The following is a 25,999-nucleotide window of genomic DNA, read 5'->3' on the forward strand; positions in this document are numbered from 1 at the left end:
CCCACCGCACGACCCCCGAGGAGCCCCGACCGTGACCGAGCACGTCGACTGGAGCGAGTCCGAGCCCGCCGCCGCGCCGGCGAGCTCCGCCGTCACGCCCGCCGACGCCGCCGACGCCGCGCGGCTCGTCGCCTTCGGCCTGCAGCCGAGGCTGCAGCCCGCGCGCGACCAGGAGTACGCCGAGCTGCTGCGCCGCCACCGCGAGGACCCGGCGTTCGCGCGGCTCGCCGACGCCGTGGCGGCCGGGCTCGGACTCGTCGTGCTGGAGGTCTCCCCGCGCGCCGGCATGGCGGTCACCGCGGCCGAGGACTCGGTGTTCGCCGTGCGCATGGGCGACTACGCCCGCCGTACGTCCGCGGACGCGGGCGACCGGTTCCTGCACGGTCTCGCCCATCTCGCGGTGGCCGCCATGGCCTTCCCGCGCCCCGAGGACCTCGCCGACGACGGCTACATCGGCCGCGTCACGGTCAACGGCGTGGACTCCTTCGTCCGCCAGGCCTGCCGCCGCCTGGAGGAGCGGGCGGAGGAACAGGGCGAGAACACCGACCCGGCCACCGATGCCCCCGGACTCGAGGCCGCGTGGCGCATCTGGGCCCGGCGCAGCGCGACCGGGGCCACCAAGGACGCGCGCCGGCCGGCCGCCTCCACCACCGGCATCGTGGCCAAGGCCATGGCGTTCCTCACCGACTCCGGCTTCCTGCAGCGCACCGGCGACGAGCACGGCGGCACCTACCGCACGACCGCCCGCTACCAGCTCCAGGTGCGCGACATGGCCGCCGGCGCCGCCATGGCCGAGCTGCTGGAGCTGGGCGTCGTGCCCGTCACCGACGGCACACCCACCCTGCTGCCCGCCGAGGACACCGACGACCTGGAGCTGGTGGCCGAGGCCGGGCTGCCGTTCCACTCCTGAGCCCCGAACCGACCGAACTGCCGAAGACTGACGAGAGTCCGCCATGTACGAGCTGTCCCGGGTCCGCCTCTACTCCATCGGGCCGGCCGGTGCGCGCTACGCCGACACCGTGCTCGACCTGCGGGGCGTGGGCCAACCCGTACCCGACCCCGCGCCCAGCCAGGCGGAGTTCTTCGAGGACGAGCCGGTGGGCCCGCCGCGCCGGCCGGCGCCCGCCGGCGTGCTCTTCCTGGAGAACGGCGGCGGCAAGTCCGTCCTGCTCAAGCTGATCTTCTCCGTGATGCTGCCCGGTCACCGCAACACCCTCGGCGGCGCCAGCTCCGGCGTGCTGCGCAAGTTCCTGCTCGCCGACGACTGCGGGCACGTGGCACTGGAGTGGCAGCACGTGCAGACCGGCGAGTGCGTGGTCGTCGGCAAGGTGAGCGAGTGGCGCGGACGCCAGGTCTCCAACGACCCGCGCAAGTTCGCCGAGGCCTGGTACTCCTTCCGGCCCGGCCCCGGACTGGCCCTGGACAACCTGCCCGTCGCCGAGTCCACCGCCGTACGGCCGTCCGCCGAGGGCCAGTCCGGGGCGCGGGGCCGGCGCCGCACCATGAAGGGCTTCAGGGACGCGCTCACCGAGGCCGGCAAGGTGTACCCGCACCTCGAGGTGCACTGGGAGGAGACCCACGAACGCTGGACCGAGCACCTCGGCGACCTCGGGCTCGACCCCGAACTCTTCCGCTACCAGCGGGAGATGAACGCGGACGAGGGCGAGGCGGCCGGCCTCTTCGCCGTGAAGAAGGACTCCGACTTCACCGACCTGCTGCTGCGCGCCGTGACGGACACCCGGGACACCGACGGCCTCGCCGACCTGGTCAGCGGTTTCGGCAACAAGCTGGGCCGGCGCGCGGAACTCATCGCCGAACGCGACTTCACCGCCGGGTCGGTGGATCTGCTCGGCCGGATCGTCGAGGCCTCCGGCGCACGCACGCGCGCCCGGGAGATCCACGCGGGCGCCGAGCGGCGGACGCGGTCGCTGGCGCGGCGGCTGTCCGCGCGCGCCGTGCGGGAGCGCGTGCGGGCCGCCGACCTCGCCCAGCAGGTCACGGCCGCCGCCCACGCCGTCACCCGCTGCGAGGGCGCGCGGCAGCGCAGCGCCCTGATCGCCGCCGAACTCGCCTACCGGCACGCCTCCCTGGCGCTCACCGCCGCGGAGAAGGCCGCCGCGGCACAGAAGCGCGAGCTCGCCGACGCCCGGACCCTGCACTCCGCCTGGCAGGCCGCCGAGGCCGTGCTGCGCCACCGGGCCGCCGCCGACCGGGCCGCCCGGGTGTCCGCGGCGATCCAGGAGGCCGAACGGGACGCCGCACCGGCCCTCGCGGCACGCGCCAGGGCCGCCGTGGACCTCGTCCGGGCGCTGCACGCGGCTGCGGAGAGCGCCGAGACCCTCGCCAACGAGGAGGAGGAGCGGTCCGCCCGGCTCCAGGACGCCGGCGACTCGGCGTACCGCGACTCGACGACCGCGGCCACCGAGGCGCAGCGCGCCCGCAGCGAGGCCGGTCACCTGCGGCAGCGGCTGGTCGAAGTCGAGCAGGAGACCGCCGAGGCGGTGCGCGCGGGCTGGCTCGACGACAGCGCGCCGGACGCCGACCCGGCCCGGGCGGCGCTCGCGGCGAGCGACGCCGAGAAGACCGCGGTCGCCGCCTGGGACGCGGCCCGTGAGGCCTCCCGCAGGGCGGCGGAGCAGGCGCGCGAGGCGGCCACGGCCGAGTCCCGCGCCGAGCTCACGGCCGCCCGCGCGGCGGACGCGGCGACGGCGGCGGAGCGCGCCTACGACGCGGAGCGCCGCACCGCCGCCTCGCTGGCGGCGGAGGAGCGGCTCGCGGAGCTGCTGAGCCTGCCGGGAGCGGCGGGGACGGCGCGGCCCGGCGTGCCCGGGCAGAGGTCGGAGTCCGGCGGCACGTCCGCCGCACGAAGCGGTGCGGCGGCGGGCCAGGACACCGCGGCGGGCGGGACCGGCGGCGGGACCGCGGGGGACGGCCGCCCGTCCGGCGGCGCCGACCCGCACGGGCGGACCGCGCACCGTGCCGCCACCGCCACGCTGCGGCAGAGCGGTGCGCGGACCGACGGCCCCCTCACCACCGAGGAACTCGACCGCTTCGCCGACGAGTTGCGGACCCTGCTGGACGACGCCGTCTCCTCCGCCGAGCGGCACCTGTTCGAGCTGCGCACCGCCGCCGCCGACGACGCCCGCATCCTCGGCGCGCTCGGTGACGGCGGGCTGCTGCCGCCCGGACCCGACGTGCTGGCCACGGTGGAGTTCCTCGGCGAGCACGGCATCCCCGCCCTGCCCGGCTGGCGCTACCTCGCCCAGGCCGTCGACCCCGCCGACCACGCGCGGGTGCTGGCCGCCCGGCCGGAGCTGGTCGACGGCGTGATCATCACCGACCCGGACACGCACGCGCGGGCCCGCGAGGCGCTCTCCGACGCCGCGCTGCTGCCCCGCTCCGCGGTGGCCGTGGGCACCGCGGCCGCCCTGCTCGCCCCCACCCCGGCGGCCGGCGCGGCCACCGGCGCCGCCGCCGACGTGTTCCTGGTGCCGCCGAACCCGGCCATGCACGACGAGCACGCCGCCGACGAGGAACGCCAGGCGCTGCGCGCCCGGGCCACCGAGCGCGACGAGGAGATCCGCGCGCTCGCCGCCCGGCTCGGGAAGGACCGCGAACTCGCGGCGCGGCTCGCCTCCTGGCGCGCCGGCTGCCCGGCGGGCCGGCTCACCGAGCTGGCGCAGGCGGCCCGGGAAGCGCGCGTGTTCGCCGAGGAGGCGGAGGCGGAACTGGCGGAGGCACGTGCCGTCCGGGCCGAGGCCGAGGAGGCCGCTGCCGAGGCCGCGCAGGTGCGCGACGAGAAGCAGGAGGCCGCACAGCGGGCCCGGCGCGCCGCCGACGCCCTGGCCGGACTCGCCTTCCGGCTGCGGGAGCGCGCCGGCTGGCAGGCCAAGCTACGGGAACTGGCCGACGAGGCCGCCGAGTCGGAGGCCCGCGCCCAGGCCTGCCTGGAGCGGGCCCGCGCCGCCGACGAGGACCGGCGCGCCGCCCAGCGCGCCGCCGACGACGCCCGCCGCACCGCCCGGGCGCTGCGCGCCGAACGCTCCGAGGTCGCCGGCGCCCCGGACGAGGTGCCGGACACCGGCGCCGGCACCCCGAAGGCGTCGCTGCCCGCCCTCCGCGAGGCCTACCGCGCCGCCTCCCAGGTCTACGAGCAGGTCGGCGTGGGCGCCGACCTGCGCGCCGAGCAGGCCCGCGCGGAGAGCGACGAGAGCGCGGCCCGCGCCGAACTGGACCGGCTGAGCAACAAGGTCCGCACCCGCGCGGAGCAGCTGCTGGAGTCGCCCGACGGCTCCGACGGCCCGTCCCGGCAGGCCGCCGCCGCCCGCGCCGAGGAACTGGTGCAGCTCCTGGAGACCCGGATGTCGAGCGCGAGCGAGCAGCTCGGGCGCCTGCGCGGCGAGGCCGAGCGCCTCGCCCCCGAGGACGGCGAGGCCCACACCGAGCTGCCCGGGGAGCTCGACCCGCGCGACGCCGAGCACGCCCAGGCCCTGCTGCGCACCGCGACGGCGGAACTCGCCTCACGCACCGAGGCGCTGGCGCAGGCCCGCGACGCGCACGCCGAACTGCTCGACGCCCACCGCGCGGCCGAGGACGCGGCCGGCGGCTTCGACGAGATCGCCGCCATGCTCCGCGACCTGCTGCGCGAGCAGCCGGGCGAGGAGGAACAGGAGGAGCCCGAGCCGTACCCGGGCAGCCCGGACGGCGCCCGGCAGGCGGCCGCCGAGGCCCGCCGCTCGCTGCGCGGCTGCGCCGCCGACCTGTCCGCGGCGGAGGCCGCCGTACGCGAGGCGAGCGACGTCCTCGTCCGGCACGCCAACTCCACCCGCTACGAGCAGGTCCGCACGCCGGCCCGGCAGCAGATCCGGGAACTGCCCGCCTCCGCGCTGCCCGAGCACGCCGAGCGGTGGGCCGAGGCCTTCGCCCCCCGGCTGCGCGTCCTGACGGACGAGCTGGAGCAGCTGGAGCGCAACCGGGACTCGATCGTGGACCGGCTGCGCGGGCTCGTGGAGTCGTCGCTGGCCACCCTGCGCTCCGCCCAGCGGCTGTCCCGTCTCCCCGAGGGACTCGGCGAGTGGTCGGGCCAGGAGTTCCTGCGCATCCGCTTCGAGGAGCCCGACCAGGCCACGCTCAGCGAGCGGCTGGGCGAGGTCATCGACGAGGCCACCCGGGCCGCCGTCAGGAAGAACTCCGACCTGCGCCGCGACGGCATGTCCCTGCTGCTGCGCGGCGTCGCCGCCGCGCTCCAGCCCAAGGGCGTCGCCGTGGAGATCCTCAAGCCGGACGCCGTACTGCGCGCCGAGCGTGTCCCCGTCGGGCAGATGGGCGACGTGTTCTCCGGCGGTCAGCTGCTCACCGCCGCGATCGCTCTGTACTGCACGATGGCCGCCCTGCGGTCGAACGACCGCGGCCACGACAGGCACCGGCACGCGGGCACGCTCTTCCTGGACAACCCGATCGGCCGCGCCAACGCCACCTATCTGCTGGAGCTGCAGCGGGCCGTCTCCGACGCGCTCGGTGTCCAGCTCCTGTACACCACCGGCCTGTTCGACACCACGGCGCTGGCGGAGTTCCCACTGGTCATCCGGCTGCGCAACGACGCCGACCTCAGGGCGGGGCTGAAGTACATCAGCGTGGAGGAGCACTTGCGGCCCGGTCTGCCGCAACCGGCCTCCGAGGGGGAGGCGGTGCGCAGCGAGATCACGGCGACCCGGATGTTCAAGCGGCCCGCCCCGGCGGCCGGTTGACCCGGCGGCCTTCCCGGCCCGCCGCCCACCGGGCGGGCCGGGAAGGGCCGGGCGCATCACGGCCTTGCGACCGGGAAGGGCGCCGCCACCGCAGCCTGACCGGCCACCGGCCAGTCCCGTAGCGGCCGTTCGCCGGGACTCAGGAGTGAGACAGCTGCCTCGCGCCGCCCCGCCGGCGTATCCGCCCCTGCGCCCGCTCGGCCGCCCGCTCCTCGCGCCGGACGCGGCGGCGCTCGCGCCGCAGCGCCCGGGCCGTGCTGCTCGGCACCGACACCACGCCGTGCCGCTGGTTCCACACCTGGCGGTTCACCCACACGTCGAGCACGGCCCACGTGGCCACCACGGTGCTCGCCACGCTGCTGAGGACCATGGGCAGCCCCAGCCAGGACCCGGCCATGGTGCACAGGAACGCCACCACCGCCTGTATCAGCGTCACGGAGATGATCAGCACCGCCCGGACGGCCGCCTCCCGGACCGGGTCCGGCATCCGTCGCCGGCGTGCCGGTTCCTCGACCCACAGGGGCTTGCGGGCCCGCTGTTCCGCGTGTGCCGGTCCCCGCTCACCGGCGGCCGTCACATCGCCGTACAAGGCGGCGGGCCCGTCCTTTCCCGCCGTGCTGCCGCGGCCGGATGTCCCGGACGCCCGCCGCGCCGTGCCGAGTCGTCCCGCCGTGCCGTCACCGGCCGTCTCGCGCCGCTCCGCCGTGCCCATCAACGTGTCACTCCCCACCGCCAGCAGACCGCTCGCCCAGGTGTCCGAAGACCCCGCTCCCCAGTGGCTGCCCGGCTTGGGCCGTTCTACGCCGCCCCAGGTGCGGGATGCGGCTCCTGTGACCGGTTCCGCCCCCGTTCCTCACAGACAAGGACGAACGAGGGCGTCAGGAAGATTCCCCGGTGGCGAAAAGAACCGGCCAACCCGTCAACCGACCACGCCGGCCGGTCGGTTCCGGCCATCCGCTCCAGGGCGCCTTCCCGGGGTGTCATCTCCCGTCATGGCAGGACAACTCCCTCTCTTCCGCCGCCGGTGCGGAAGTTCGGGCTCCGGACAGTTCTTCGAGTTATCCGTGCGTCGGTAGTAGGCTCGCGCCGTTTGTTGACGCACATGCGTACCCCCTGCCCACGGGGGTCGAGCTGGGGGAGGCCATGCGCTTTCGCGGGAAGTCCATCCGCAGGAAGATCGTGGCGCTGCTGCTGGTGCCGCTGGTGTCCCTCACCGCGATCTGGGGACTCGGGAGCGTGATCACCGGACGCGAGGCGACCCGGCTGTTCCACGTGACGGCCATCGTGGAGAGGATCGGCTACCCCACCGAGGACACCGTCCGCGCGCTGCAGCAGGAACGCCGCCAGACGCTCGTGTACCTCGCCGACCCGCGCGCCTCCGACGCGCTCTCGGCACTCCGCAGCACCCGCACCGCCACCGACGCCACCCTCGCCGCTCTCCGCCGCAACGCCAGGGACTCCGGCGTCCGGGACGGCATGGACGAGGACGACGCGCAGCACCTCACCACCGCCCTGGACGCCCTCGACGACCTCGGCTCGCTGCGCGACAGCGTCGAGGGCGGCACCGTCTCCCGGTTCCAGGCCCTCGACCTCTACAACCGGCTGGTCGACCCCTGCTTCGCGCTGCTGACCGCCCTGGACGGCATCGACGACGTGGAACTGGACAAGCAGGCGCGCGCCCTGGTCGGCATCACCCGCGCCCGCGAACTGCTCTCCCGCGAGGACGCCCTGCTCGGCTCGGCCCTGGTCGTGGGGAAGCTCTCCGGCGCCGAGGCGCGTGCCGTCTCCGGCCTCATCGCGCAGCGCACTCTGCTGTACGACGTCAACCTGCCGCTGCTGCCCTCCTCGGAGCGGGAACGGTACGAGGCCCTGTGGAAGGACGCCGGCACCGCTCCGCTGACCGCCGCCGAGCGCGCCGTCCTCTCCTCGGGGGCGGGCACGCCCCGCGGCGTCACCGCCAAGAGCTGGGACACCGCCGCCGCCACCGTGCTCGACGACCTCCGCGTCCTGGGCGACCAGGCGGCCGACCGCTACCAGGACCGGGTCCGCCCCGTGGCCGTCGGCGTCGTCGTGGAGGCGGCCGTCGTCGGCGTCCTCGGCCTGGTCGCGCTGCTGGTCTCCCTCGTCGTGTCCGTGCGCATCGGCCGCAGCCTCATCCGTGACCTGCGCCGGCTGCGCCTGGAGGCCCACGAGGCGTCCGGCGTCCGGCTGCCCAGCGTGATGCGCCGGCTGTCGGCCGGAGAGCACGTCGACGTGGAGACCGAGGTCCCGCATCTGCGGTACGACAAGAATGAGATCGGCGAGGTCGGCCAAGCCCTCAACACCCTGCAGCGGGCCGCCGTCGAGGCCGCCGTCAGGCAGGCCGAACTCCGGGCCGGGGTCTCCGAGGTCTTCGTCAACCTCGCCCGCCGCAGCCAGGTCCTGCTGCACAAGCAGCTCACCCTCCTCGACGCCATGGAACGCCGTACCGAGGACACCGACGAGCTCGCCGACCTGTTCCGGCTCGACCACCTGACCACCCGCATGCGACGGCACGCCGAGGGCCTGGTGATCCTCTCCGGCGCCGCTCCCTCCCGGCAGTGGCGCAAACCGGTGCGGCTGATGGACGTGGTGCGCGCCGCCGTCGCCGAGGTGGAGGACTACGAACGCATCGAGGTCCGCCGGCTGCCGCGTGTCGCGGTCACCGGTCCGGCGGTCGCCGACATCACCCACCTCTTGGCCGAGCTGCTGGAGAACGCCACCGTGTTCTCCCCTCCGCACACGGCCGTGCAGGTCGTCGGGGAACGCGTCGCCAACGGCTTCACCCTGGAGATCCACGACCGTGGCCTGGGCATGGCCGCCGAAGCCCTGCTCGACGCCAACCTCCGGCTCGCCGAGACACCGGAGTTCGAGCTGTCGGACACCGACCGGCTCGGCCTGTTCGTGGTCAGCCGGCTCGCCCAGCGGCAGAACGTCCGGGTCTCGCTGCAGCCGTCCCCGTACGGCGGCACCACCGCCGTCGTCTTCATCCCGGACGTGCTGCTGACGGACGACGTCCCCGACACCAACGGACTCGGCTTCCGCATCGACCGGCAGCGGCCCGCCGAGGACGCCGACCTGGCGGAGAGCCGCAGGACGGCCCTGCCCCAGGCGCCCGCGCGGCTCCCGGGCCTGCCGGCGTCGCTGCTGGACGGGCCGGTGGAGCTGGAGGCCCCCGTCGACCTCGACGCCCTCGGCGGCTTCCCGGACGCCCTCGGGGACGGGGACGGCGAGCACGAGGCACTGTTCGGCCCGCGCCGCCTGCTCGGCGGCCCGGACGCGGGCGCCGCAGCGGCCCGCCCCGGCACGGACCACCGGCAGGCGACCGGTCTGCGCGGCGGGCAGGACCGCACCGGCGGCAAGGAGCCTTCCGGCCCGGTCCCGCTGCCCCGGCGCCGCACGCCCAAGCTGGTCAGCTCGCACGGACGTCCGGTCGGCGAGCACCGGTCCCGCCGCGAGGAGGCGGACGGCGCGTCTTCGCCCAGCCCGGACCGGCCGCAGCCGGTAGGACCCGCCCCGCTGCCGTCCCGCCGGCGCGGAGGGACGCCCGCCGGGGGCACCGGGGCGGGAACGGGCCGCGGCGGTGGTCGGCACGCCTCCCCGGATGCCCCGGCTCCCGCCGGGCGGGCGGAGGAGCCCCCGGTCCTTCCCCGGCGCACCCGCACCACCGGGCGCCCCGCGGAGGAGCCCGAGGAGGACGGCCGGCGCGGTGCCACCGCACCGGGCGAGCCGGGATCCGGCCCCGGGCCGCTGCCCCGGCGCGTGCGGCAGGCGAGTCTCGCCCCGCAACTGAGGAACAGCTCCGAGCGGCGCACCGAGGACCGGTCCGACCCGGTCGACCGCGACGCCGAGGAGGTGCGCAGCCGGATGGCCTCGCTCCAGCGCGGCTGGCAGCGCGGCCGTGAGGAGAACGCCGCGGGCGAACACGCCCGGGGCGGCACAGCACAGGGAACGACAAAGGGGGACGGTCGATGACCGCACCGAAGGCGACCGGCCACACCGCGAGCGGCAGGAAGGAGCTCGACTGGCTCCTCGACGAGCTCGTGGAGCGCGTGGCCAGCATCCGCAAGGCACTCGTGCTCTCCGGGGACGGTCTGCCGACGGGAGCGTCCAAGGACCTGACCCGGGAGGACAGCGAGCACCTGGCCGCCGTGGCCTCCGGGTTCCACAGTCTCGCCAAGGGCGTCGGACGCCACTTCGAGGCGGGCAGCGTCCGGCAGACGGTGGTCGAACTCGACGACGCCTTCCTGTTCGTCACCGCCGCGGGCGACGGCAGCTGCCTCGCCGTCCTGTCCGACGCCGACTCGGACGTGGGCCAGGTGGCGTACGAGATGACCCTCCTCGTCAAGCGGGTCGGGGTGCATCTCGGCGCCGCACCGCGCACCGATGTGTCCACCGGCGGGTAGTGGGATGACATGAGCGCAGACGGTCAGGGAAGCAGCCACTGGTTCGACGACGAGGCCGGGCCGGTGGTACGTCCCTACGCCATGACGCGGGGCCGCACCAGCCATGCGGCCCAGCACCGCCTCGACCTGATCGCGGTGGTCGTCACCGAGCCCGACGTGGACGACCCGGAGGCGGACCCGACCCTGTCCCCGGAACACGTGGACATCGTCGAACTGTGTCGCGACACCCCGCAGTCGGTCGCCGAACTCGCCGCGGAGCTCGACCTTCCCATCGGCGTCGTCCGGGTGCTCGTGGGCGACCTCGTGGACGAGGATTACGTCCACGTGACACGTCCGGTGCCCCCGGCCGAGCTGCCGGACGAGAGCATCCTGCGCGACGTGATCAACGGCCTGCGTGCGCTGTGAACAGCGCGGAAGCGGGGTCATGACGTGACAGGCCGGCAGTTCCGCGTGGACCGCGGCGGCATCTTCACCCGCATCGTCGCGGCGCCCGGGCGGCAGCCCGCCGACGCGCGAGCCGGACGGCGAGACCTGCGGCAAGGCGCGCGCCCCCGGGCACGCTCACGGACCAGCGCCTGGTCGAGCGGAGAGCGCGCGGACGGCACGGTCGTCGCGCTCGGCGCGAGCGACGCGACGGACGCCGGGCCGGGCGGCGTACTCGTCATCGAAAAGCCCGGTGGCCGGAGCTGCGGCCCACCGCCACCCGCATCCCATCGAGCAGGAGAAGTGAACGATGATCTTCGGGCGTTCTGAGCGCGGCAAGTCCCCGGTCGAGCCCGTCACGCTCAAGATCCTCGTGGCCGGCGGTTTCGGCGTGGGCAAGACGACCCTCGTCGGCTCGGTCAGCGAGATCAGACCGCTGCGCACCGAGGAACTGCTCACCGAGGCCGGGCGCCCGGTCGACGACGTCAGCGGTGTGGAGGGCAAGCGCACCACCACCGTGGCCATGGACTTCGGGCGCATCACCCTGCGCGAGGACCTGGTGCTCTACCTGTTCGGAACGCCGGGGCAGGAGCGGTTCTGGTTCATGTGGGACGAGCTGTCCGAGGGCGCGCTGGGCGCGGTCGTCCTGGCCGACACCCGCCGGCTGGAGGACTGCTTCGCCGCCGTCGACTACTTCGAGCGGCGCTCCATCCCGTTCGTCGTGGGCGTGAACTGCTTCGAGGGCGCCCCGCGCTACCCGGCGGACGCCGTCCGCCAGGCCCTCGACCTCGACGACGACGTCCCGCTCGTGCTGTGCGACGCCCGCGACCGCGAGTCGGTCAAGGAGGTCCTGGTCGGGGTCGTCCGGCACGCGATGGCGTACAGCGCGCACCGCCGCCGGGCCGTCACCACCTGACGCACCGGCACCTGCCCGTGCCCCCGCCCGGGTGCGGGCAGCGCCGCGCCACCCCTCGTGCCGCCCGCGCCGGGACGGGGCGCCCACGGCCGCCTATTCGCCGTCCTCCAGCCAGCCGAAGCTCTTCTCCACCGCCTTGCGCCAGTTGCGGTACTGGCGGTCGCGGACCGAGGCGTCCATGGACGGAGTCCACTCGGCGTCCTTCTTCCAGTGCGACTTCAGCTCGTCGAGGTCGTCCCACACCCCGGTGGCGAGCCCGGCCGCGTACGCGGCGCCGAGGCAGGTCGTCTCGGAGACCTTCGGGCGGATCACCGGCACGTCCAGGACGTCCGCCTGGTGTTGCATGAGCAGGTTGTTCTTCGTCATGCCGCCGTCCACCTTCAGGGCGGTGATCCGCACCCCGGAGTCCTGGTACATGGCGTCGACGACCTCACGCGTCTGCCAGCTGGTGGCCTCCAGCACCGCCCGTGCCAGGTGCGCCTTGGTGACGTACCGCGTCAGGCCGGTGATCACACCGCGCGCGTCCGAGCGCCAGTACGGCGCGAACAGGCCCGAGAAGGCGGGCACGATGTAGGCGCCGCCGTTGTCCTCGACGCTCGCCGCCAGCGGTTCGATCTCGTCCGCCGTGCGGATGATCCCGAGCTGGTCGCGGAACCACTGGACCAGCGCGCCCGTGATGGCGATGGAACCCTCCAGGCAGTACACCGGCGCCTCGCCGCCGATCTTGTAGCCCATGGTGGTGAGCAGGCCGCTCTTCGACGGCACCGGCCGGCTGCCGGTGTTCAGCAGCAGGAAGCTGCCGGTGCCGTAGGTGTTCTTGGCGTCTCCCACGTCGTAGCAGGCCTGCCCGAACACGGCCGCCTGCTGGTCGCCGAGGGCGGAGGCCACGGGCACCCCGGCGAGCTGGCCGACGGCGGTGCCGTAGACCTCGGAGGAGGACCTGATCTCGGGCAGCATCGCCTCGGGGACGTTCATCACGGACAGGATCGAACGGTCCCACTGGAGGTCCTCCAGGTTCATCAGCAGGGTGCGTCCGGCGTTGGTGACGTCGGTGACGTGCTGCCCGCCGTCGGTGCCGCCGGTGAGGTTCCAGATGAGCCAGGAGTCGATCGTGCCGAAGGCGATCTCACCGCGCTCGGCCCGTTCGCGCAGGCCCGGCACGTTGTCCAGCAGCCACACGGCCTTGGGTCCCGAGAAGTAGCTGGCCAGCGGGAGGCCCGTCTGCTCGCGGAAACGGTCCTGCCCCTCAAAGCCGCCGAGTTCGTGGCACAGCGCCGCGGTGCGGGTGTCCTGCCAGACGATCGCGTTGTGCACGGGCCTGCCCGTGGCGCGGTCCCACAGCACGGTCGTCTCGCGCTGGTTGGTGATGCCGAGCGCGCTCACCTGATCGGCGCGCAGTCCGGCCTTGGCGATGGCGCCGGCCACGACCGCCTGCACCTTGGACCAGATCTCGGTGGCGTCGTGCTCCACCCAGCCCGGCCTGGGGAACATCTGGCGGTGTTCGCGCTGGTCGACGGCGACGACGGCGCCGCTGTGGTCGAAGATGATGCAGCGGCTGGAGGTCGTGCCCTGGTCGATGGCCGCCACGTACTTCTCGGCGTTGTCCGTCATGGCTGCACCCCTTGGTGGCGAGGGTCAGAGGACTGCGGTGTGGAGGACGCCCGCGAGGACCGGCAGGACGAGCGCGACCGTGCTGGTGGTCCTTCGTCGGCGGATGGGCGGTCGAGGGGTTCGGTCGGGTCCCGGGGATGGCTGGGGGCGGGGGAGACGTGCCGGCGCTGTGGACGGGGTACGCCGGCGCTGCCGGCGCTGGGTACCGGTCCGGCCATCATTGTCCCGGAACCGCTCGGGATGGGCGAGGCGGACGAGGTGGCGTGCGACGGTGCGGGACGGACCGGTCCCGGGGACGGCCAGGGCCCTCCCCGGGGCGGGTCGCGGCCCCTGCCCGGGGCCGGATCGCCGTCCGGGGGAGGTAGCGGGTGAGCGCCGGGACCGCGCGCCCGCCGTGCCCCGCCGGGCCGGTGGAAAACGGGGCGCCCCACCGGCACGGGAAGTGTTCACCCGGCCGCGGGAGGCGTCAAGGCCGTCGGCGGCGGCGCGGACGGCGGCCCGGACGCGCCCCTTCGGCGAGGCTCTCCGACGCCCGTCCCCGCGGCTGATCGGCGCGATCGGGTTCCCCGAACGGACCTGTTCCTGATAGATGCAGGGGACATGACACGACTGACCCGTGCCGTCCGCGGCCTGATCACCGGCGTCGCCGCCCTGCTGACCGTGACCGCCGCCCCGGCCACCGCGCAGGCCACGCCCGACCCCAGGGCGCCGCAGGACTTCGTCGCCCTCAGCACCGTCGACCCGACGATCATCCAGGAGATCCGCTACTTCACCCCGCACAACTTCGTCGGCGAGCGCGTCGACGGCTACCGGCAGCCCGTCTGCATCCTCACCCGGCCCGCCGCCGAGGCCCTCCACCAGGCCCAGCGGCAGCTGCTGCGCCGGGGCTACACGCTCAAGGTGTACGACTGCTACCGGCCCCAGCGCGCCGTGGACCACTTCGTGCGCTGGGCGCAGGACCTCGACGACCAGCGGATGAAGGGCGAGTTCTACCCGGACGTCGACAAGACCCGGCTGTTCCAGGACGGGTACATCGCGGAGAAGTCCGGCCACAGCCGCGGCTCGACCATGGACCTCACCCTCGTGAGGCTCCCCGCCAAACCCACCCGTCCCTACACCCCGGGCCGGCCCCTGGTGCCCTGCTACGCCCCCCAGGCCGAACGCTTCCCGGACAACTCGGTGGACATGGGCACCGGTTACGACTGCTTCGACACCCTCGCCCACACCCTCGACCCCCGGGTCCAGGGCCGGCAGCTGGCCAACCGGCTGCTGCTCAAGAGCACCCTGGAGGCGCTCGGCTTCGTCAACCTCGCCGAGGAGTGGTGGCACTACACCTACAAGCCCGAGCCCTACCCGGACACGTACTTCGACTTCCCCGTGAGCCGCGCCTCCCTGGCCGGGCACCGAGACGCCACCTGACCGAAGACGCCCTCCCCGCGATCGGATACAGTCCGCGCGTGTCCGAGAACCAGCACGCAACCGTCAACTCCGCGCCGCATTCCCAGTGTTCCCACTGTTCCAGCTGCGGAGCGCCCTACGGGGAGGGCGTCACGGGCTGGCCCCGCACCTGTCCGGCCTGCGGAGCCGTGGCCTACCGCAACCCGCTGCCGGTCGCGGTGGCCCTCCAGCCCGTGTACGACAGGCAGGGCACCGCCCTGGTCGTCATCACCCGCACCATCGCCCCCGCGCGCGGGGGCACGGCACTGCCGGGCGGCTTCATCGACGACCGGGAGGACTGGCGGCAGGCCGTCGTCCGCGAACTGCGGGAGGAGACGGGCATCGAGGCGGCGAGCCGCGACGTGCGGCTCGCCGACGCGATGAGCTCGCCCGACGGGCACCTGCTGCTCTTCGGGCTCCTGCCCGAACGCCCCGCCGAGGGCCTCCCGCGGTCCGCGCCGACGGACGAGACGGAGGGCTGGCACCTGCTGCGCCGGCCCGAGGAGCTCGCCTTCCCGCTCCACACGCTGGCCGTCCGGGCCTTCTTCGAGGGCCGCTACGTCTGAGCCCCGGGCCCGCCGCACCCACGTACGCGCACCGGGCAGGGCGGCGCGCCGGCGCCGTCCTCCCCTTCCCACTCGACGACCGGGCGGCCCTCCCGCCAGTGGACGGCGCAGCGCTCGACAACCGGCTCGTCCCAGCCGTCCCCCGCGTCCCGCACCACCACCCCGCCGCCGGTACGGCCCCGCGCCGGCGCCCACACCTCCAGCTCCAGCCCCCCGTCCGCACCCCGCACCGGAAGCACCGCACCCGCCCGCGCGAGCACCGGGATCCGCGACAGCGGGGCGTCGATCAGCACCCGCGCCGGCCCCTCGTAGGCCCGCTCCGTCACCGTGTCGTACCAGCGGCCCCGCGGCAGCCGCACCGCGCGCGGCCCGGCCCCGGGAGCGAGCACCGGTGCCACCAGCAGGCAGTCCCCGAGCAGGAAGGCGTCCTCACACTCCCGCAGCACGCGGTCCTCGGGGGCACCCCACCACAGCGGCCGCACCATCGGCGCCCCCGTGCGCCGCGCCAGATGGGCCAGCGTCACGAAGTACGGCAGAAGGCGCCGGCGCTCCAGCAGCGCCCCGCGCACGGCCTGAAGCACCTCCGGCCCGAACTCCCACGGCTCCCGGCACCCCGCCCGCGCACCCGCGCGGGTGCGGAACAGCGGCAGATACGCCCCCAGTTGCCACCAGCGCAGGTACAGCTCCGGCGAGCCGGTCCCGTCCGGCCCGCCGACGTCGGCTCCCGCGAACGGCACTCCGCACAGCCCCAGCCCCACGACCGACGACAGTGACGCCCGCAGCGCCGGCCAGCCCGCGGTGACGTCCCCCGACCACGCTGCCGCGTACCGCTGCACCCCGGCCCACCCCGAGCGCGAGAACACGAACGGCCGCTCCTGCGGCAGCAGCGCCCGCAGCCCCTCGTGGGCCGCCCCGGCCATGCACAGCGCGTACACGTTGTGGGCCTCGCGGTGGTCGCCGCCCCGGCCCTCCAGGGAGTGCCGGGCGGAGCGGGGCAGCGTCGGCTCGCCGAAGGCGGCGAAGGACGTCGGCTCGTCCAGGTCGTGCCAGAAGCCCGAGAAGCCCTGCGCCAGCCGCTCCGCGTACAGGCCGCCCCACCACGCCCGCACGCCCGCGTCCGTGAAGTCCGGGAAGACCGCCTCGCCCGGCCGTGCGGCCCCGCGGACGAGCCGTCCGGAGGCCTCCCGCACGAAGACGTCCCCGGCTGTCCCGCCGTCGTACACGGCATGGCCCGGGGCGGCACACACCGCCGGGTCCACCACCGACACCAGCCGGACGCCGTTCCGGCGCAGCTCGTCGGCGAGCACCGGCAGCTTGGGAAAGCCCTCCTGGTCGACCGTGAACGCCCGGCACCCGTCCTGGTGACCGGCGCCCAGGTGGACGGCGTCCAGCGGAAGGCGGTGCTCCTGATGCCCCGCGACGATCCGGCGCACCTCCTCCTCGCCGCCCGAACCGGACCACAGGTGGTGGTGGCCCAGCGCCCACACGGGCGGCAGCGCCGCCGGACCGGTCAGCGCGGACCAGGCCGTCAGCACCCGCGCGGGCGTACCGGCCATCACCCAGCAGCGCAGCGGCCCGCCGTCCATCCGCAGCTCGCACGAGCCCGCCCGGTCGTGCCCCGAGCCCGCGCCCTCCCGGCCCTCCCGCAGGGTCAGCGTGCCGTCCCAGGAGCTGTCGTGGAACACCAGGTGCGTGCCCGCGTCGGCCACGACGAGCTGGACCGGCATGGTGAGGTGGCACTGGTCGCCGCCGGGCCCGGCGGCGCGCCCGGCACCGGTGTTCCACAGCCGGTAGGTCCCGTCGCGCAGCCGGGACCCCGACGCCCGTGCGCCCAGACCGAAGAACCGGGCGTCGGCCGCCACCTGCGACCGCTGCATCCACCGCGCCGGACCCCCGCCCGCCGGTTCCCACCACCGGGGCGGCAGGTCGCGCCGCAGTGTCACCCCGCCCGGCGTGCACACCTCGACCGCGCCGTGCCGGGACACCGCCACCGTGACCCGCTCGGCCACGACCCGCCAGCCGCCGTCCTTGTCCGGTTCCAGCACCGCCCGCGGGTCCGGCTCGGGGCCGGGGCCCGCGAGCGCGTACGACGGCCCGGGCCCGGCCCCGTCCCACGCCCAGAAGACCGCCCCGTTCACCGCGACGGCTATCCGCAGCTCCGAGCGGGCGAAGCGCACCGTACCGCCGCCCGGCCCGGGCTCCGCGCCCCGCACCTGGCCGGGCACGCGGGCCCGTTCGGCCCCGCGCGGAGCGAGGCCCGCGGCGTCGGCGCGCCGCCTGCGCCACGCCGCCCGCAGGGTGCGCACTCCCCGGGCGGCCCCCGCCGAACCGACCGCCTTCACCGAACGCACCAGGTCACGACCGTCCATGCCGCTCACCCTGCCATCGCGGGTGCGCCCGAGGTGCGCCGTTCAACTGCCGTTCACCCGTGGCCGGGCCACATCTTCACGTCAGGGACTATGTGCGGTGGGCCCTGGTGCCGAAGTCGATCACGTGGCATCGTCCCTGTCAGCCGCGTCACGCGCACACCCCGCACGTGCGCGACCGACGCACACGACGCGTACAGTCCGGGAGCCGCCCCATGTCGACCGCGAAGTCCCTGCCCCTGTGGCAGCCCGATCCGGCACGCATCGCCCAGGCACAGATCACCAGGTTCCAGGCCTGGGCCGCCGAGCACCACGGAGCCCCGGCCGAGGGCGGCTACGCGGCCCTGCACCGCTGGTCGGTCGACGAGCTGGACACCTTCTGGCAGGCCGTGGCGGAGTGGTTCGACGTCCGGTTCTCGACGCCGTACGAGCGTGTGCTGGGCGACCGCGCCATGCCCGGCGCCCGGTGGTTCCCCGGCGCGACCCTCAACTACGCCGAGCACGCCCTGCGCGCGGCCGCCACCCGCCCGGACGAACCCGCCCTGCTGTACGTCGACGAGACGCACGAGCCGCGCCCGGTGACCTGGTCGCAGCTGCGCCGCCAGGTGGGCTCCCTCGCCGCCGAACTGCGGGCGCTCGGCGTACGCCCGGGCGACCGCGTCAGCGGCTACCTGCCGAACGTCCCGCAGGCCGTCGTCGCCCTCCTGGCCACGGCCGCCGTCGGCGCCGTCTGGACCTCCTGCGCCCCCGACTTCGGCGCCCGCAGCGTCCTCGACCGCTTCCAGCAGGTCGAGCCGGTCGTCCTGTTCACCGTCGACGGCTACCGCTACGGCGGCAAGGAACACGACCGCCGCGAGGTCGTCGCCGAACTGCGCCGCGAGCTGCCCACCCTGCGCGCCGTCGTCCACATCCCCCTGCTCGGCACCGACGCCCCCGACGGCGCCCTGGACTGGTCGGCCCTGACCTCCGCCGAAGCGGAGCCCGACTTCGAGCAGGTCCCCTTCGACCACCCCCTGTGGGTGCTGTACTCCTCCGGGACGACGGGCCTGCCCAAGGCCATCGTCCAGTCCCAGGGCGGCATCCTGCTGGAGCACCTCAAGCAGCTGGGGCTGCACTGCGACCTCGGGGCCGAGGACCGGTTCTTCTGGTACACCTCGACCGGCTGGATGATGTGGAACTTCCTCGTCTCCGGCCTGCTGACCGGCACGACGATCGTTCTGTACGACGGCAGCCCCGGCTACCCCGACACCGGCGCCCAGTGGCGGGTCGCCGAGCGCACCGGCACCACCCTGTACGGCACCTCGGCCGCGTACGTCATGGCCTGCCGCAAGGCGGGCGTGCACCCGTCGCGCGACTTCGACCTGTCCCGGGTGCAGTGCGTCGCCACCACCGGGTCGCCCCTGCCGCCCGACGGGTTCCAGTGGCTGCACGACGAGGTCCGCGAGGACCTGTGGATCGCCTCCGTCAGCGGTGGCACGGACGTGTGCTCCTGCTTCGCCGGGGCCGTGCCGACCCTGCCGGTCCACATCGGCGAGCTCCAGGCCCCCTGCCTGGGCACCGACCTGCGGTCCTGGGACCCCGGCGGCGCGCCCCTGGTGGACGAGGTCGGGGAGCTCGTCGTCACCAACCCCATGCCCTCGATGCCGATCCACTTCTGGAACGACCCCGACGGCAGCCGCTACCACGACAGCTACTTCGCCATGTACCCGGGCGTGTGGCGCCACGGCGACTGGATCACCCTCACCTCCCGCGGCTCCGTGATCATCCACGGGCGGTCCGACTCCACGCTCAACCGCCAGGGCGTCCGGATGGGTTCGGCCGACATCTACGAAGCCGTCGAGCGCCTGCCCGAGATCAAGGAATCCCTCGTCGTCGGCATCGAACAGCCCGACGGCGGCTACTGGATGCCGCTCTTCGTGCACCTGGTCCCCGGCGCCGTCCTCGACGACGCCCTGCTGCAGCGCATCAGGCGGACCCTGCGCGAACAGCTCTCGCCGCGGCACGTCCCCGACGAGGTCATCGAGGTGCCCGGCGTGCCGCACACCCTCACCGGCAAGCGCATCGAGGTCCCGGTCAAGCGCCTCCTCCAGGGCACTCCGCTGGAGAAGGCGGTCAACCCCGGCTCGATCGACGACCTCGACCTGCTGCGCTTCTACGAGGACCTGGCCCGCAAGCGCGCCTGAGCGGGGCGCTCACCCGCCGTAGGTGGCCTCGGACTCGCCGAGCACGGTGGCGAGGTCCGAGGCCAGCCGCGCCGCGTCGGCCGGTTCCAGGCCGGCGACGGAGATCCGCACGCCCGGCGCCGACGACAGCCGGAACCGGGCGCCGGCGGCCACCCACCAGCCGTACGACCGCAGGCCGTTGACCACGGCCGACTCGTCCACCACCGGCACCCACACGTTCATCCCGCTCGCCGCGTGCGCCGCGAAGCCCCGCGCGCCGAGTTCCGCCACCAGGGCGGCGCGCCGCAGGGCGTACGTCTCCCGCGCACGCGCCACCAGCGCGCGCGTGCCCTCGTCCGTCAGCAGCCCGTGCACGGTCTCCTGCAGCAGATGGCTGACCCAGCCGGACGTCAGCAGCAGCCGCCCGTCGTGCCGGGCCAGCGTGACCGCGTCGCAGGCCGCCGCGGCCCAGCGCAGGTCGGCCCCCAGGAACTTGTTCACCGTCCGCACGTGCGCCCAGCGGGCGAGAGCACCGGCGGTCAGCGTCCGCAGCGGCACGTCCGACACGGCGGAGGCATGGTCGTTCTCCACGACCAGCACGTCGGGCCGCGCCTCCAGCACGCCGAGCAGCGCGTCGCGCCGCTCCGCCGAGAAGCACCCGCCGTAGGGGTTCTGCGCCCGCGGACTGCACACCACGGCCCGCACGCCCTCCCGCAGCGCCCGGCGCAGGGCGTCGGGACGCATTCCCTCGTCGTCCACGGCCACGGGGACGCTGCGCAGCCCCAGAGCGGTGACCAGGTCCAGCAGGTGGTGGTAGCCGGGATCCTCCATCGCGACGGCGTCACCGGGCCGCAGCTCCACGGACAGCAGCCGCCCGATCAGGTCCAGCGCGCCGTGCGCGAACGTCACGTGCTCCACCGGCACGCCGTCGGGCCGCAGCCAGTCCCGCACCGCCTCCTCCAGCCGGGCCAGCCGCGGCGTGGAGCGGTGGGACCAGGCACCCGGCAGGTGGGACGGCGGCACCAGGACGGGGAGCAGCGCCGGGTCCGGATGCCCGCCGGCCAGGTCCCGCAGCCCGGCCGGGACCTTCGGCGGCCGGCGTGATGCCACCGCCGGGGCGGGTGCCACGACCGTCCCGCCGCGGCCGCGGGTGACGACGATGCCCCGGCCGCGCAGCTCCTTGTAGGCGGTGGCGACGGTCCCCGGACTCACCCCCAGTGCCTCCGCGAGCCGCCGCACCGGCGGCAGCGCGGCACCCGGGCCCAACGCGCCCTCGGACACGCCCCGTTCGACGGACGCGGCAATCTCCCTGGCCGTCGCCCCGTTGATCGCATATTGTGTTGCCACGTTGATCACTATGTATCAATACAACAGAATCGGCAAGGGGGAGCAGTGGGCATCAGGAGCCGCGCAGCCGCGGGGAGGACCCGCATACCCGGAGGCCGCGACGGCCGCAGCATGCTCGTGATCGCCCTCGTGGACCGCACCGGCAGCGGCCTGTGGGCCTCCGTCTCCGTCCTGTACTTCACCTACGTCTCCGGCCTGTCCGTCGCCCAGGTCGGCACCCTCGCCGCCCTCGCCGGAGCCGTCGGCATCGCCGGCGCCCCCATCGGCGGCCGCATCGCCGACCGCCTCCCCCTCACCCGCGTCCTCATCGCCCTGCAACTTCTGCGCGCGCTCTCCTCCCTCGCCCTGCTGACCACCGACAACTACGCCCTGCTGCTCACCTTCTCCGCCGCCGGCAGCCTCGGTGACCGCGCCGCGAGCGTGCTCACCAAGCTCTACGCCACCCGCGTCTCCGGCCCGGACCGCGTCCGCTACCAGGCCGTCAACCGGACCGTCGCCAACGTTGGATGGGCCCTCGGCGGCCTCGGCGCCGCCGCGGCCCTCGCCCTGGGCACCGACGCGGCCTACCGCTGGCTGCTGCTGGGCGACGCCCTCTCCTTCGCCCTCGCCGCACTGCTCACCCTGCGCTGCGGCGAGCCCCCGTCGCCGTCCCGCCCCGTCACCGGCCCGGCGGCGGCGCCCACCGCCAAGCCCGCCAACCCCTGGCGCGACCGCACCTACCTCGCCTACGTCGCCACCGAGACCGTCCTCTTCCTCGACGACGCCGTCTTCAAGGTCGGCCTGCCCCTGTGGATCGCCCACGCGAGCAGCGCTCCCCACGGCCTCGCCCCCCTGCTGATGGTGCTGAACAACGTCATGGTGGTCGTCCTCCAAGTCCCGCTCGCCCGGTTCGGCAGCACCACCACCGCCGCGCACGCACTGCTGATCCCGCTCTCCGCCGCCTTCGCCCTCGGCGGTGCCGCCATGGCGCTCTCGGCGACCGGCGGCACGGTCGGCGCCACGCTGCTCCTCACCGCGTCGGCCGTCGCCTTCACCGTGGCGGAGATGCTCCACGCCACCGTCTCCTGGGAACTCTCCGTCGCCCTGGCCCCCGGCACCGCCCAGGGCGCCTACCTCGGCGTGCACGGACTCGCGCAGTCCGCACAGCGCAGCATCGGCCCCCTCGCCGCCACCGCCGCCATCGCCGCCGGCCCGGCCGGCTGGGCGGGCTTCGGCACTCTCATCGCGGCCACCTGCCTCCTCCAGCACCGCATGGTCCGCGCCCGCCTCACCCGCACACCGCTGTCAGTGCCGCCGGTTACGGTGAGTGAGCACTGATCGACTGCGCACACAGGGGGAAACATGGCGCACACCGACCACCGGACGATGCGGCGCGTCCTGCGCCGCGAGATCGCGGGCACCATCGGCCTGCTGACCGACGAGCAGGACTTCCGCGCCATGCGGCGCTACCGCAGCTTCGCCTTCGACGACCACACCGCCTACCTCCGGCAGGTGGAAGCCGAACTCAAAAGCCGCGCCGCCCGGGGCGGCCACACCACGGTCGCCCTCTTCGACCCCCGCGAATACGCGGAGTTCTGCACGGACACTGGCCTCGACCCCGACGCCCCGGCCAGCCGCACCCGCTACACCGCCCACCTCGCCACCACGGGCCCCAGCCTCCCCTACGACGGCCGTCCCCTCACCGCCCTCGTCCCCGAGCTCGTCGACGCGGCGATCCGCCAGGCCACCTGGGAGTACGCCGCCACCCTCCTGGCCCGGCTCGGCCCCTGCGCGTCCTGCGGCGAGGACATCGGCCGCGCGGCGTTCACCCGCGCCGCCGGCCTCCTCAGCCGCATCCTCGACACGGCCCCGCCGGGCAACCGGCACCTGGTCTGCAGCGTCTCGGGCAGCTCAGAGACCCTCCTCGCCGTCCTCCACGCCGATGACGACGACAGTGGCGTCGCACAGCCGGACGAGGCCGAGGCCCTCGAGTTGACCGCGGTCCTCGCGCTCGGCATCGCCACGGCGAGCCCCGGCGGACTCGTCATGCGCACCAGCGCCCCCGGCACCGCGGACCGTGTCTACGGCTGGCGCCTGCGCGGCGACGGCCTGGAACCCCTCACCGCGGGCGAGGTCTTCGACGCCTACTGCACCGACGCGGAGTCCGGCGACCTGATCCCGCCGGAATCAGGCGTCGACTACGGCGAGCCGCCGGACCTCGGACCGGAGGAAGGCACCGCCGGCCACCGGCACTGATCCCGCACGGTGCACGCAGGGGCCTTCTCACGGGGGCGTAGAAGGGGGTGAAAAAGGGGCGCCCCGCCCGCAGGCGGAGCGCCCCCCGGCAGCAGCAGGCGGCCGTACCTCTCCGGCTACTCGCCGGACAGCACCGCCTGCGCCGCGCTGCGCGCCTCGTCCGCGCTGTCCGCGGCCCGCGCCGCGGCCGCCGCACGCTCGCACTGCGCCAGTGAGTACTTCGCCAGCGTCGCCCGGACATAAGGCAGCGACGCCGCACCCATGGACAGGGAGGTGACACCCAGACCGGTCAGCACACACGCCAGCAGCGGGTCCGACGCGGCCTCACCGCACACACCGCAGCTTCGGCCCTCCGCCTTCGCCGCCTCGGCCGACAGCGCCACCAGGTCGAGCAGCGCGGGCTGCCACGGATCCTGCAGCCGCGACACCGCGCCGACCTGACGGTCCGCGGCGAAGGTGTACTGCGCCAGGTCATTCGTCCCGAGCGACAGGAACTCGACCTCCCGCAGGATCGACCGCGCGCGCAGCGCGGCGGACGGGATCTCCACCATGGCGCCGAACTTCGCCCGCAGCCCCGCCGCACGGCAGGCGTCGGCGAACGCCTTCGCGTCGGCCCGGTCGGCGACCATGGGGGCCATCACCTCCAGGTGCACCGGCAGGCCCTCCGCCGCCCTGGCGAGCGCCGACAGCTGCGTGCGCAGGACCTCGGGGTGGTCGAGCAGCGTCCGCAGACCCCGCACGCCCAGAGCCGGGTTCGGCTCGTCGGCCGGCGTCAGGAAATCCAGCGGCTTGTCCGCGCCCGCGTCCAGCACGCGCACGACGACCCGGCTCCCGGGGAAGGCCTCCAGCACCTGCCGGTAGGCCGCGACCTGCTTCTCCTCGGACGGCGCCCTCTTGTCGTCGTCCAGGAACAGGAACTCGGTGCGGAACAGACCCACACCCTCGGCACCCGCCTCGACCGCCGCGGCCACGTCCGCGGGGCCGCCGATGTTGGCCAGCAGCGGCACCCTGTGGCCGTCCGAGGTGACACCCGGCCCGGTCGCCTCCGCCAGCGCGGCCCGGCGCTGCGCCGCCTCGGCCTCCAGCCTGGCCTTCCGCTCCTCGCCGGGGTCCACGAAGACCTCACCGGTGCTGCCGTCCACGGCGATCACCGTTCCCTCGGCCAGCTCGACGGCCCCCGGCAGGGCCACCACGGCCGGCACGCCGAGCGCTCGCGCCAGGATCGCGCTGTGGCTCGTCGGGCCGCCCTCCTCGGTGACGAAGCCGAGCACGAGCGCCGGGTCGAGCAGCGCGGTGTCCGCCGGAGCGAGGTCGCGCGCCACCAGGACGTAGGGCTCGTCACTGTCCGGAACACCGGGCATCGGCACACCGAGAAGCCGCGCGACGATGCGGTTCCGCACGTCGTCGAGGTCGGCCACCCGGCCGGCGAGGTACTCGCCGGCACCGGCCAGCAGATCCCGGTACGCGGCGAACGCGTCGTACACCGCGCGCTCGGCCGTGCTGCCGACGGCGATGCGCCGGTCGACGTCCGCGGCCAGTTCGGGGTCCTGCGCCATCATGGCCTGCGCCTCGAGCACGGCCTGGGCCTCGCCGCCCGCCAGGTTGCCGCGCGCCATGAGGTCGGCCGCCACGGCCTCCACGGCCTGCCGGGCGCGCCCCTGCTCACGCTCCGCCTCGTCCGCCGGGATCTGCTTGGCGGGCGGCTCCAGCACCGCCGTTCCCATGTGCCGAACCTCGCCGATGGCCACTCCGTGGCTCACACCGACGCCTCGCAGCGTTGTCTCCATCTCACCCGTCTCCGGTAGTGCGGCGGTAGGCGTCGCCGCGATGGTTGTTCTGGGTGCCGTCGCCCGACGGCGGTGGGTCACTTCCAGGAGAAGAGACTGTCGCCGGCCTTCACATCGCCGTCGGCACGGAGGTCGGAGAGGGAGCCGGCCGTGGCCTCCAGGGCCACGACCGGGCACACGGGGGACTTGCCCGCGGCCTCGACGGCGGCGGGGTTCCAGCGCACGACGGCCTGGCCGCGCTGCACGGTGTCACCCTTGGCCACCAGCAGCTCGAAGCCCTCGCCGTTGAGCTGGACGGTGTCGATGCCGAGGTGGGTGAGCACCCCGTGCCCCTCTTCGTCCACCACGACGAAGGCGTGCGGGTGCAGCGAGACGACGACTCCGCCGACGGGTGCCACGGCCGCGGAGGGCTCACGGACCGGATCGATCGCCGTACCGGGGCCGACCATGGCTCCGGAGAAGACGGGGTCCGGCACGGCGGCCAGTCCGATGGCACGTCCTGCCAGCGGGGACGTCACGGTGGTCATGGGACCTCCCAGGGGTGGAGATACATATGGGCCGCCGCTGCCTGTCCCGGACGGCCCGCTGCCGAGCAGGGTATGCCACCACCGACTAGTGGTCTAGACCACCCGGCTGCCGCATGTCGATTTGCACCCATGCCGTGCCGCGTGTACAGTCACTAGTCCTGTCGGAGGTTGGGGAGCGTCAGTGGGCGCTTCCACCCGACAGGCATCCAACTTTGTCAGAATCCTATCTCGGGATCCCTTCTGCGTGCCCGCAGGACGGTGGTCAGAAGCAGGGAAAACTCCTGATAAAGTCGGATCCGCTGGAAAGGGAAACGCGGAAGCGGGAACCTGGAATGCGCCGAGGAAATCGGATCGGAAAGATCTGATAGAGTCGGAAACACCGAAGGGAAGCGCCCGGAGGAAAGCCCGAGAGGGTGAGTACGAAGGAAGCGTCCGTTCCTTGAGAACTCAA

17 protein-coding genes are annotated in these 25,999 nt (G+C 74.6%); 11 read left to right on the forward strand and 6 right to left on the reverse strand.

The window, feature by feature from the left end:
• Nucleotides 1–31: 31 nt before the first annotated feature.
• The gene (locus ABZ920_RS07735) at nt 32–910 is read left to right on the forward strand and encodes a hypothetical protein (protein WP_361499866.1); all 879 of its coding nucleotides are present in this window, start codon (nt 32–34) and stop codon (nt 908–910) included.
• Between the two features lie 43 nt (nt 911–953).
• A complete protein-coding gene (locus tag ABZ920_RS07740) occupies nt 954–5,747 on the forward strand; it encodes a hypothetical protein (protein WP_361499868.1) in 4,794 nt (1,597 codons plus the stop codon).
• A 139-nt stretch (nt 5,748–5,886) separates the two neighbouring features.
• Here the strand turns inward: ABZ920_RS07740 and ABZ920_RS07745 are convergent, their stop codons facing one another.
• Nucleotides 5,887–6,459 (reverse strand): hypothetical protein, encoded by a 573-nt coding sequence (locus ABZ920_RS07745; protein ID WP_361499870.1) that lies wholly within the window; start codon nt 6,457–6,459, stop codon nt 5,887–5,889.
• Nucleotides 6,460–6,890: 431 nt separating this feature from the next.
• Here ABZ920_RS07745 and ABZ920_RS07750 point away from each other — a divergent pair, with 431 nt between their 5' ends.
• The 4 genes from ABZ920_RS07750 to ABZ920_RS07765 all read left to right on the forward strand — a co-directional run bounded on the left by ABZ920_RS07750 (nt 6,891) and on the right by ABZ920_RS07765 (nt 11,510).
• A complete protein-coding gene (locus ABZ920_RS07750; protein ID WP_361499872.1) occupies nt 6,891–9,740 on the forward strand; it encodes a nitrate- and nitrite sensing domain-containing protein in 2,850 nt (949 codons plus the stop codon).
• A complete protein-coding gene (locus ABZ920_RS07755; protein WP_361499874.1) occupies nt 9,737–10,171 on the forward strand; it encodes a roadblock/LC7 domain-containing protein in 435 nt (144 codons plus the stop codon). The genes ABZ920_RS07750 and ABZ920_RS07755 overlap by 4 nt, the downstream gene beginning before the upstream one ends.
• Nucleotides 10,172–10,180: 9 nt before the next feature.
• Entirely contained in the window at nt 10,181–10,576 is a 396-nt protein-coding gene (locus ABZ920_RS07760) for a DUF742 domain-containing protein (protein ID WP_361499876.1), read from the forward strand.
• 328 nt (nt 10,577–10,904) lie between these two features.
• On the forward strand, nt 10,905–11,510 hold the full coding sequence (locus tag ABZ920_RS07765; RefSeq protein WP_361499878.1) for an ATP/GTP-binding protein: 606 nt from the start codon (nt 10,905–10,907) through the stop codon (nt 11,508–11,510).
• 93 nt (nt 11,511–11,603) lie between these two features.
• On the opposite strand, the gene glpK is transcribed toward ABZ920_RS07765, so the two are convergent.
• Complete coding sequence (gene glpK / locus ABZ920_RS07770) at nt 11,604–13,121, reverse strand: glycerol kinase GlpK (RefSeq protein WP_361499879.1); 1,518 nt, start codon at nt 13,119–13,121, stop codon at nt 11,604–11,606.
• Nucleotides 13,122–13,721: 600 nt separating this feature from the next.
• On the opposite strand from glpK, the gene ABZ920_RS07775 reads away from it, so the two are divergent.
• Together ABZ920_RS07775 and ABZ920_RS07780 are read left to right on the forward strand one after the other, a co-directional pair.
• Complete coding sequence (locus ABZ920_RS07775) at nt 13,722–14,540, forward strand: M15 family metallopeptidase (protein ID WP_361499881.1); 819 nt, start codon at nt 13,722–13,724, stop codon at nt 14,538–14,540.
• A gap of 38 nt (nt 14,541–14,578) precedes the next feature.
• Nucleotides 14,579–15,124: an NUDIX domain-containing protein gene (locus ABZ920_RS07780; protein WP_361499883.1), complete on the forward strand. Its 546-nt coding sequence runs from the start codon at nt 14,579–14,581 to the stop codon at nt 15,122–15,124.
• On the opposite strand, the gene ABZ920_RS07785 is transcribed toward ABZ920_RS07780, so the two are convergent.
• Nucleotides 15,115–17,493: a glycoside hydrolase family 31 protein gene (locus ABZ920_RS07785; RefSeq protein WP_361499885.1), complete on the reverse strand. Its 2,379-nt coding sequence runs from the start codon at nt 17,491–17,493 to the stop codon at nt 15,115–15,117. The two genes, ABZ920_RS07780 and ABZ920_RS07785, sit on opposite strands and share 10 nt — an antisense overlap.
• 212 nt (nt 17,494–17,705) lie before the next feature.
• Here ABZ920_RS07785 and ABZ920_RS07790 point away from each other — a divergent pair, with 212 nt between their 5' ends.
• Nucleotides 17,706–19,673 carry an acetoacetate--CoA ligase gene (locus tag ABZ920_RS07790; RefSeq protein WP_361499887.1) on the forward strand — a complete coding sequence of 656 codons (1,968 nt, stop codon included), beginning with the start codon at nt 17,706–17,708 and terminating at the stop codon, nt 19,671–19,673.
• A gap of 9 nt (nt 19,674–19,682) precedes the next feature.
• Here the strand turns inward: ABZ920_RS07790 and ABZ920_RS07795 are convergent, their stop codons facing one another.
• Nucleotides 19,683–20,999, reverse strand: coding sequence for an aminotransferase class I/II-fold pyridoxal phosphate-dependent enzyme (locus ABZ920_RS07795; RefSeq protein WP_361499889.1), 1,317 nt, complete (start codon nt 20,997–20,999; stop codon nt 19,683–19,685).
• A 111-nt stretch (nt 21,000–21,110) separates the two neighbouring features.
• On the opposite strand from ABZ920_RS07795, the gene ABZ920_RS07800 reads away from it, so the two are divergent.
• A complete protein-coding gene (locus tag ABZ920_RS07800; protein WP_361499890.1) occupies nt 21,111–22,316 on the forward strand; it encodes an MFS transporter in 1,206 nt (401 codons plus the stop codon).
• 24 nt (nt 22,317–22,340) lie between these two features.
• Entirely contained in the window at nt 22,341–23,234 is an 894-nt protein-coding gene (locus ABZ920_RS07805) for a hypothetical protein (protein WP_361499892.1), read from the forward strand.
• A gap of 116 nt (nt 23,235–23,350) precedes the next feature.
• Here the strand turns inward: ABZ920_RS07805 and ptsP are convergent, their stop codons facing one another.
• Both ptsP and ABZ920_RS07815 read right to left on the reverse strand, forming a co-directional pair.
• Nucleotides 23,351–25,021 carry a phosphoenolpyruvate--protein phosphotransferase gene (gene ptsP / locus ABZ920_RS07810; protein ID WP_361499894.1) on the reverse strand — a complete coding sequence of 557 codons (1,671 nt, stop codon included), beginning with the start codon at nt 25,019–25,021 and terminating at the stop codon, nt 23,351–23,353.
• Between the two features lie 77 nt (nt 25,022–25,098).
• On the reverse strand, nt 25,099–25,548 hold the full coding sequence (locus tag ABZ920_RS07815) for a PTS glucose transporter subunit IIA (RefSeq protein ID WP_361499896.1): 450 nt from the start codon (nt 25,546–25,548) through the stop codon (nt 25,099–25,101).
• Nucleotides 25,549–25,999 lie beyond the last annotated feature (451 nt).

The organism is Streptomyces sp. NPDC046831, from assembly GCF_040645305.1.
Taxonomy (GTDB): domain Bacteria; phylum Actinomycetota; class Actinomycetes; order Streptomycetales; family Streptomycetaceae; genus Streptomyces.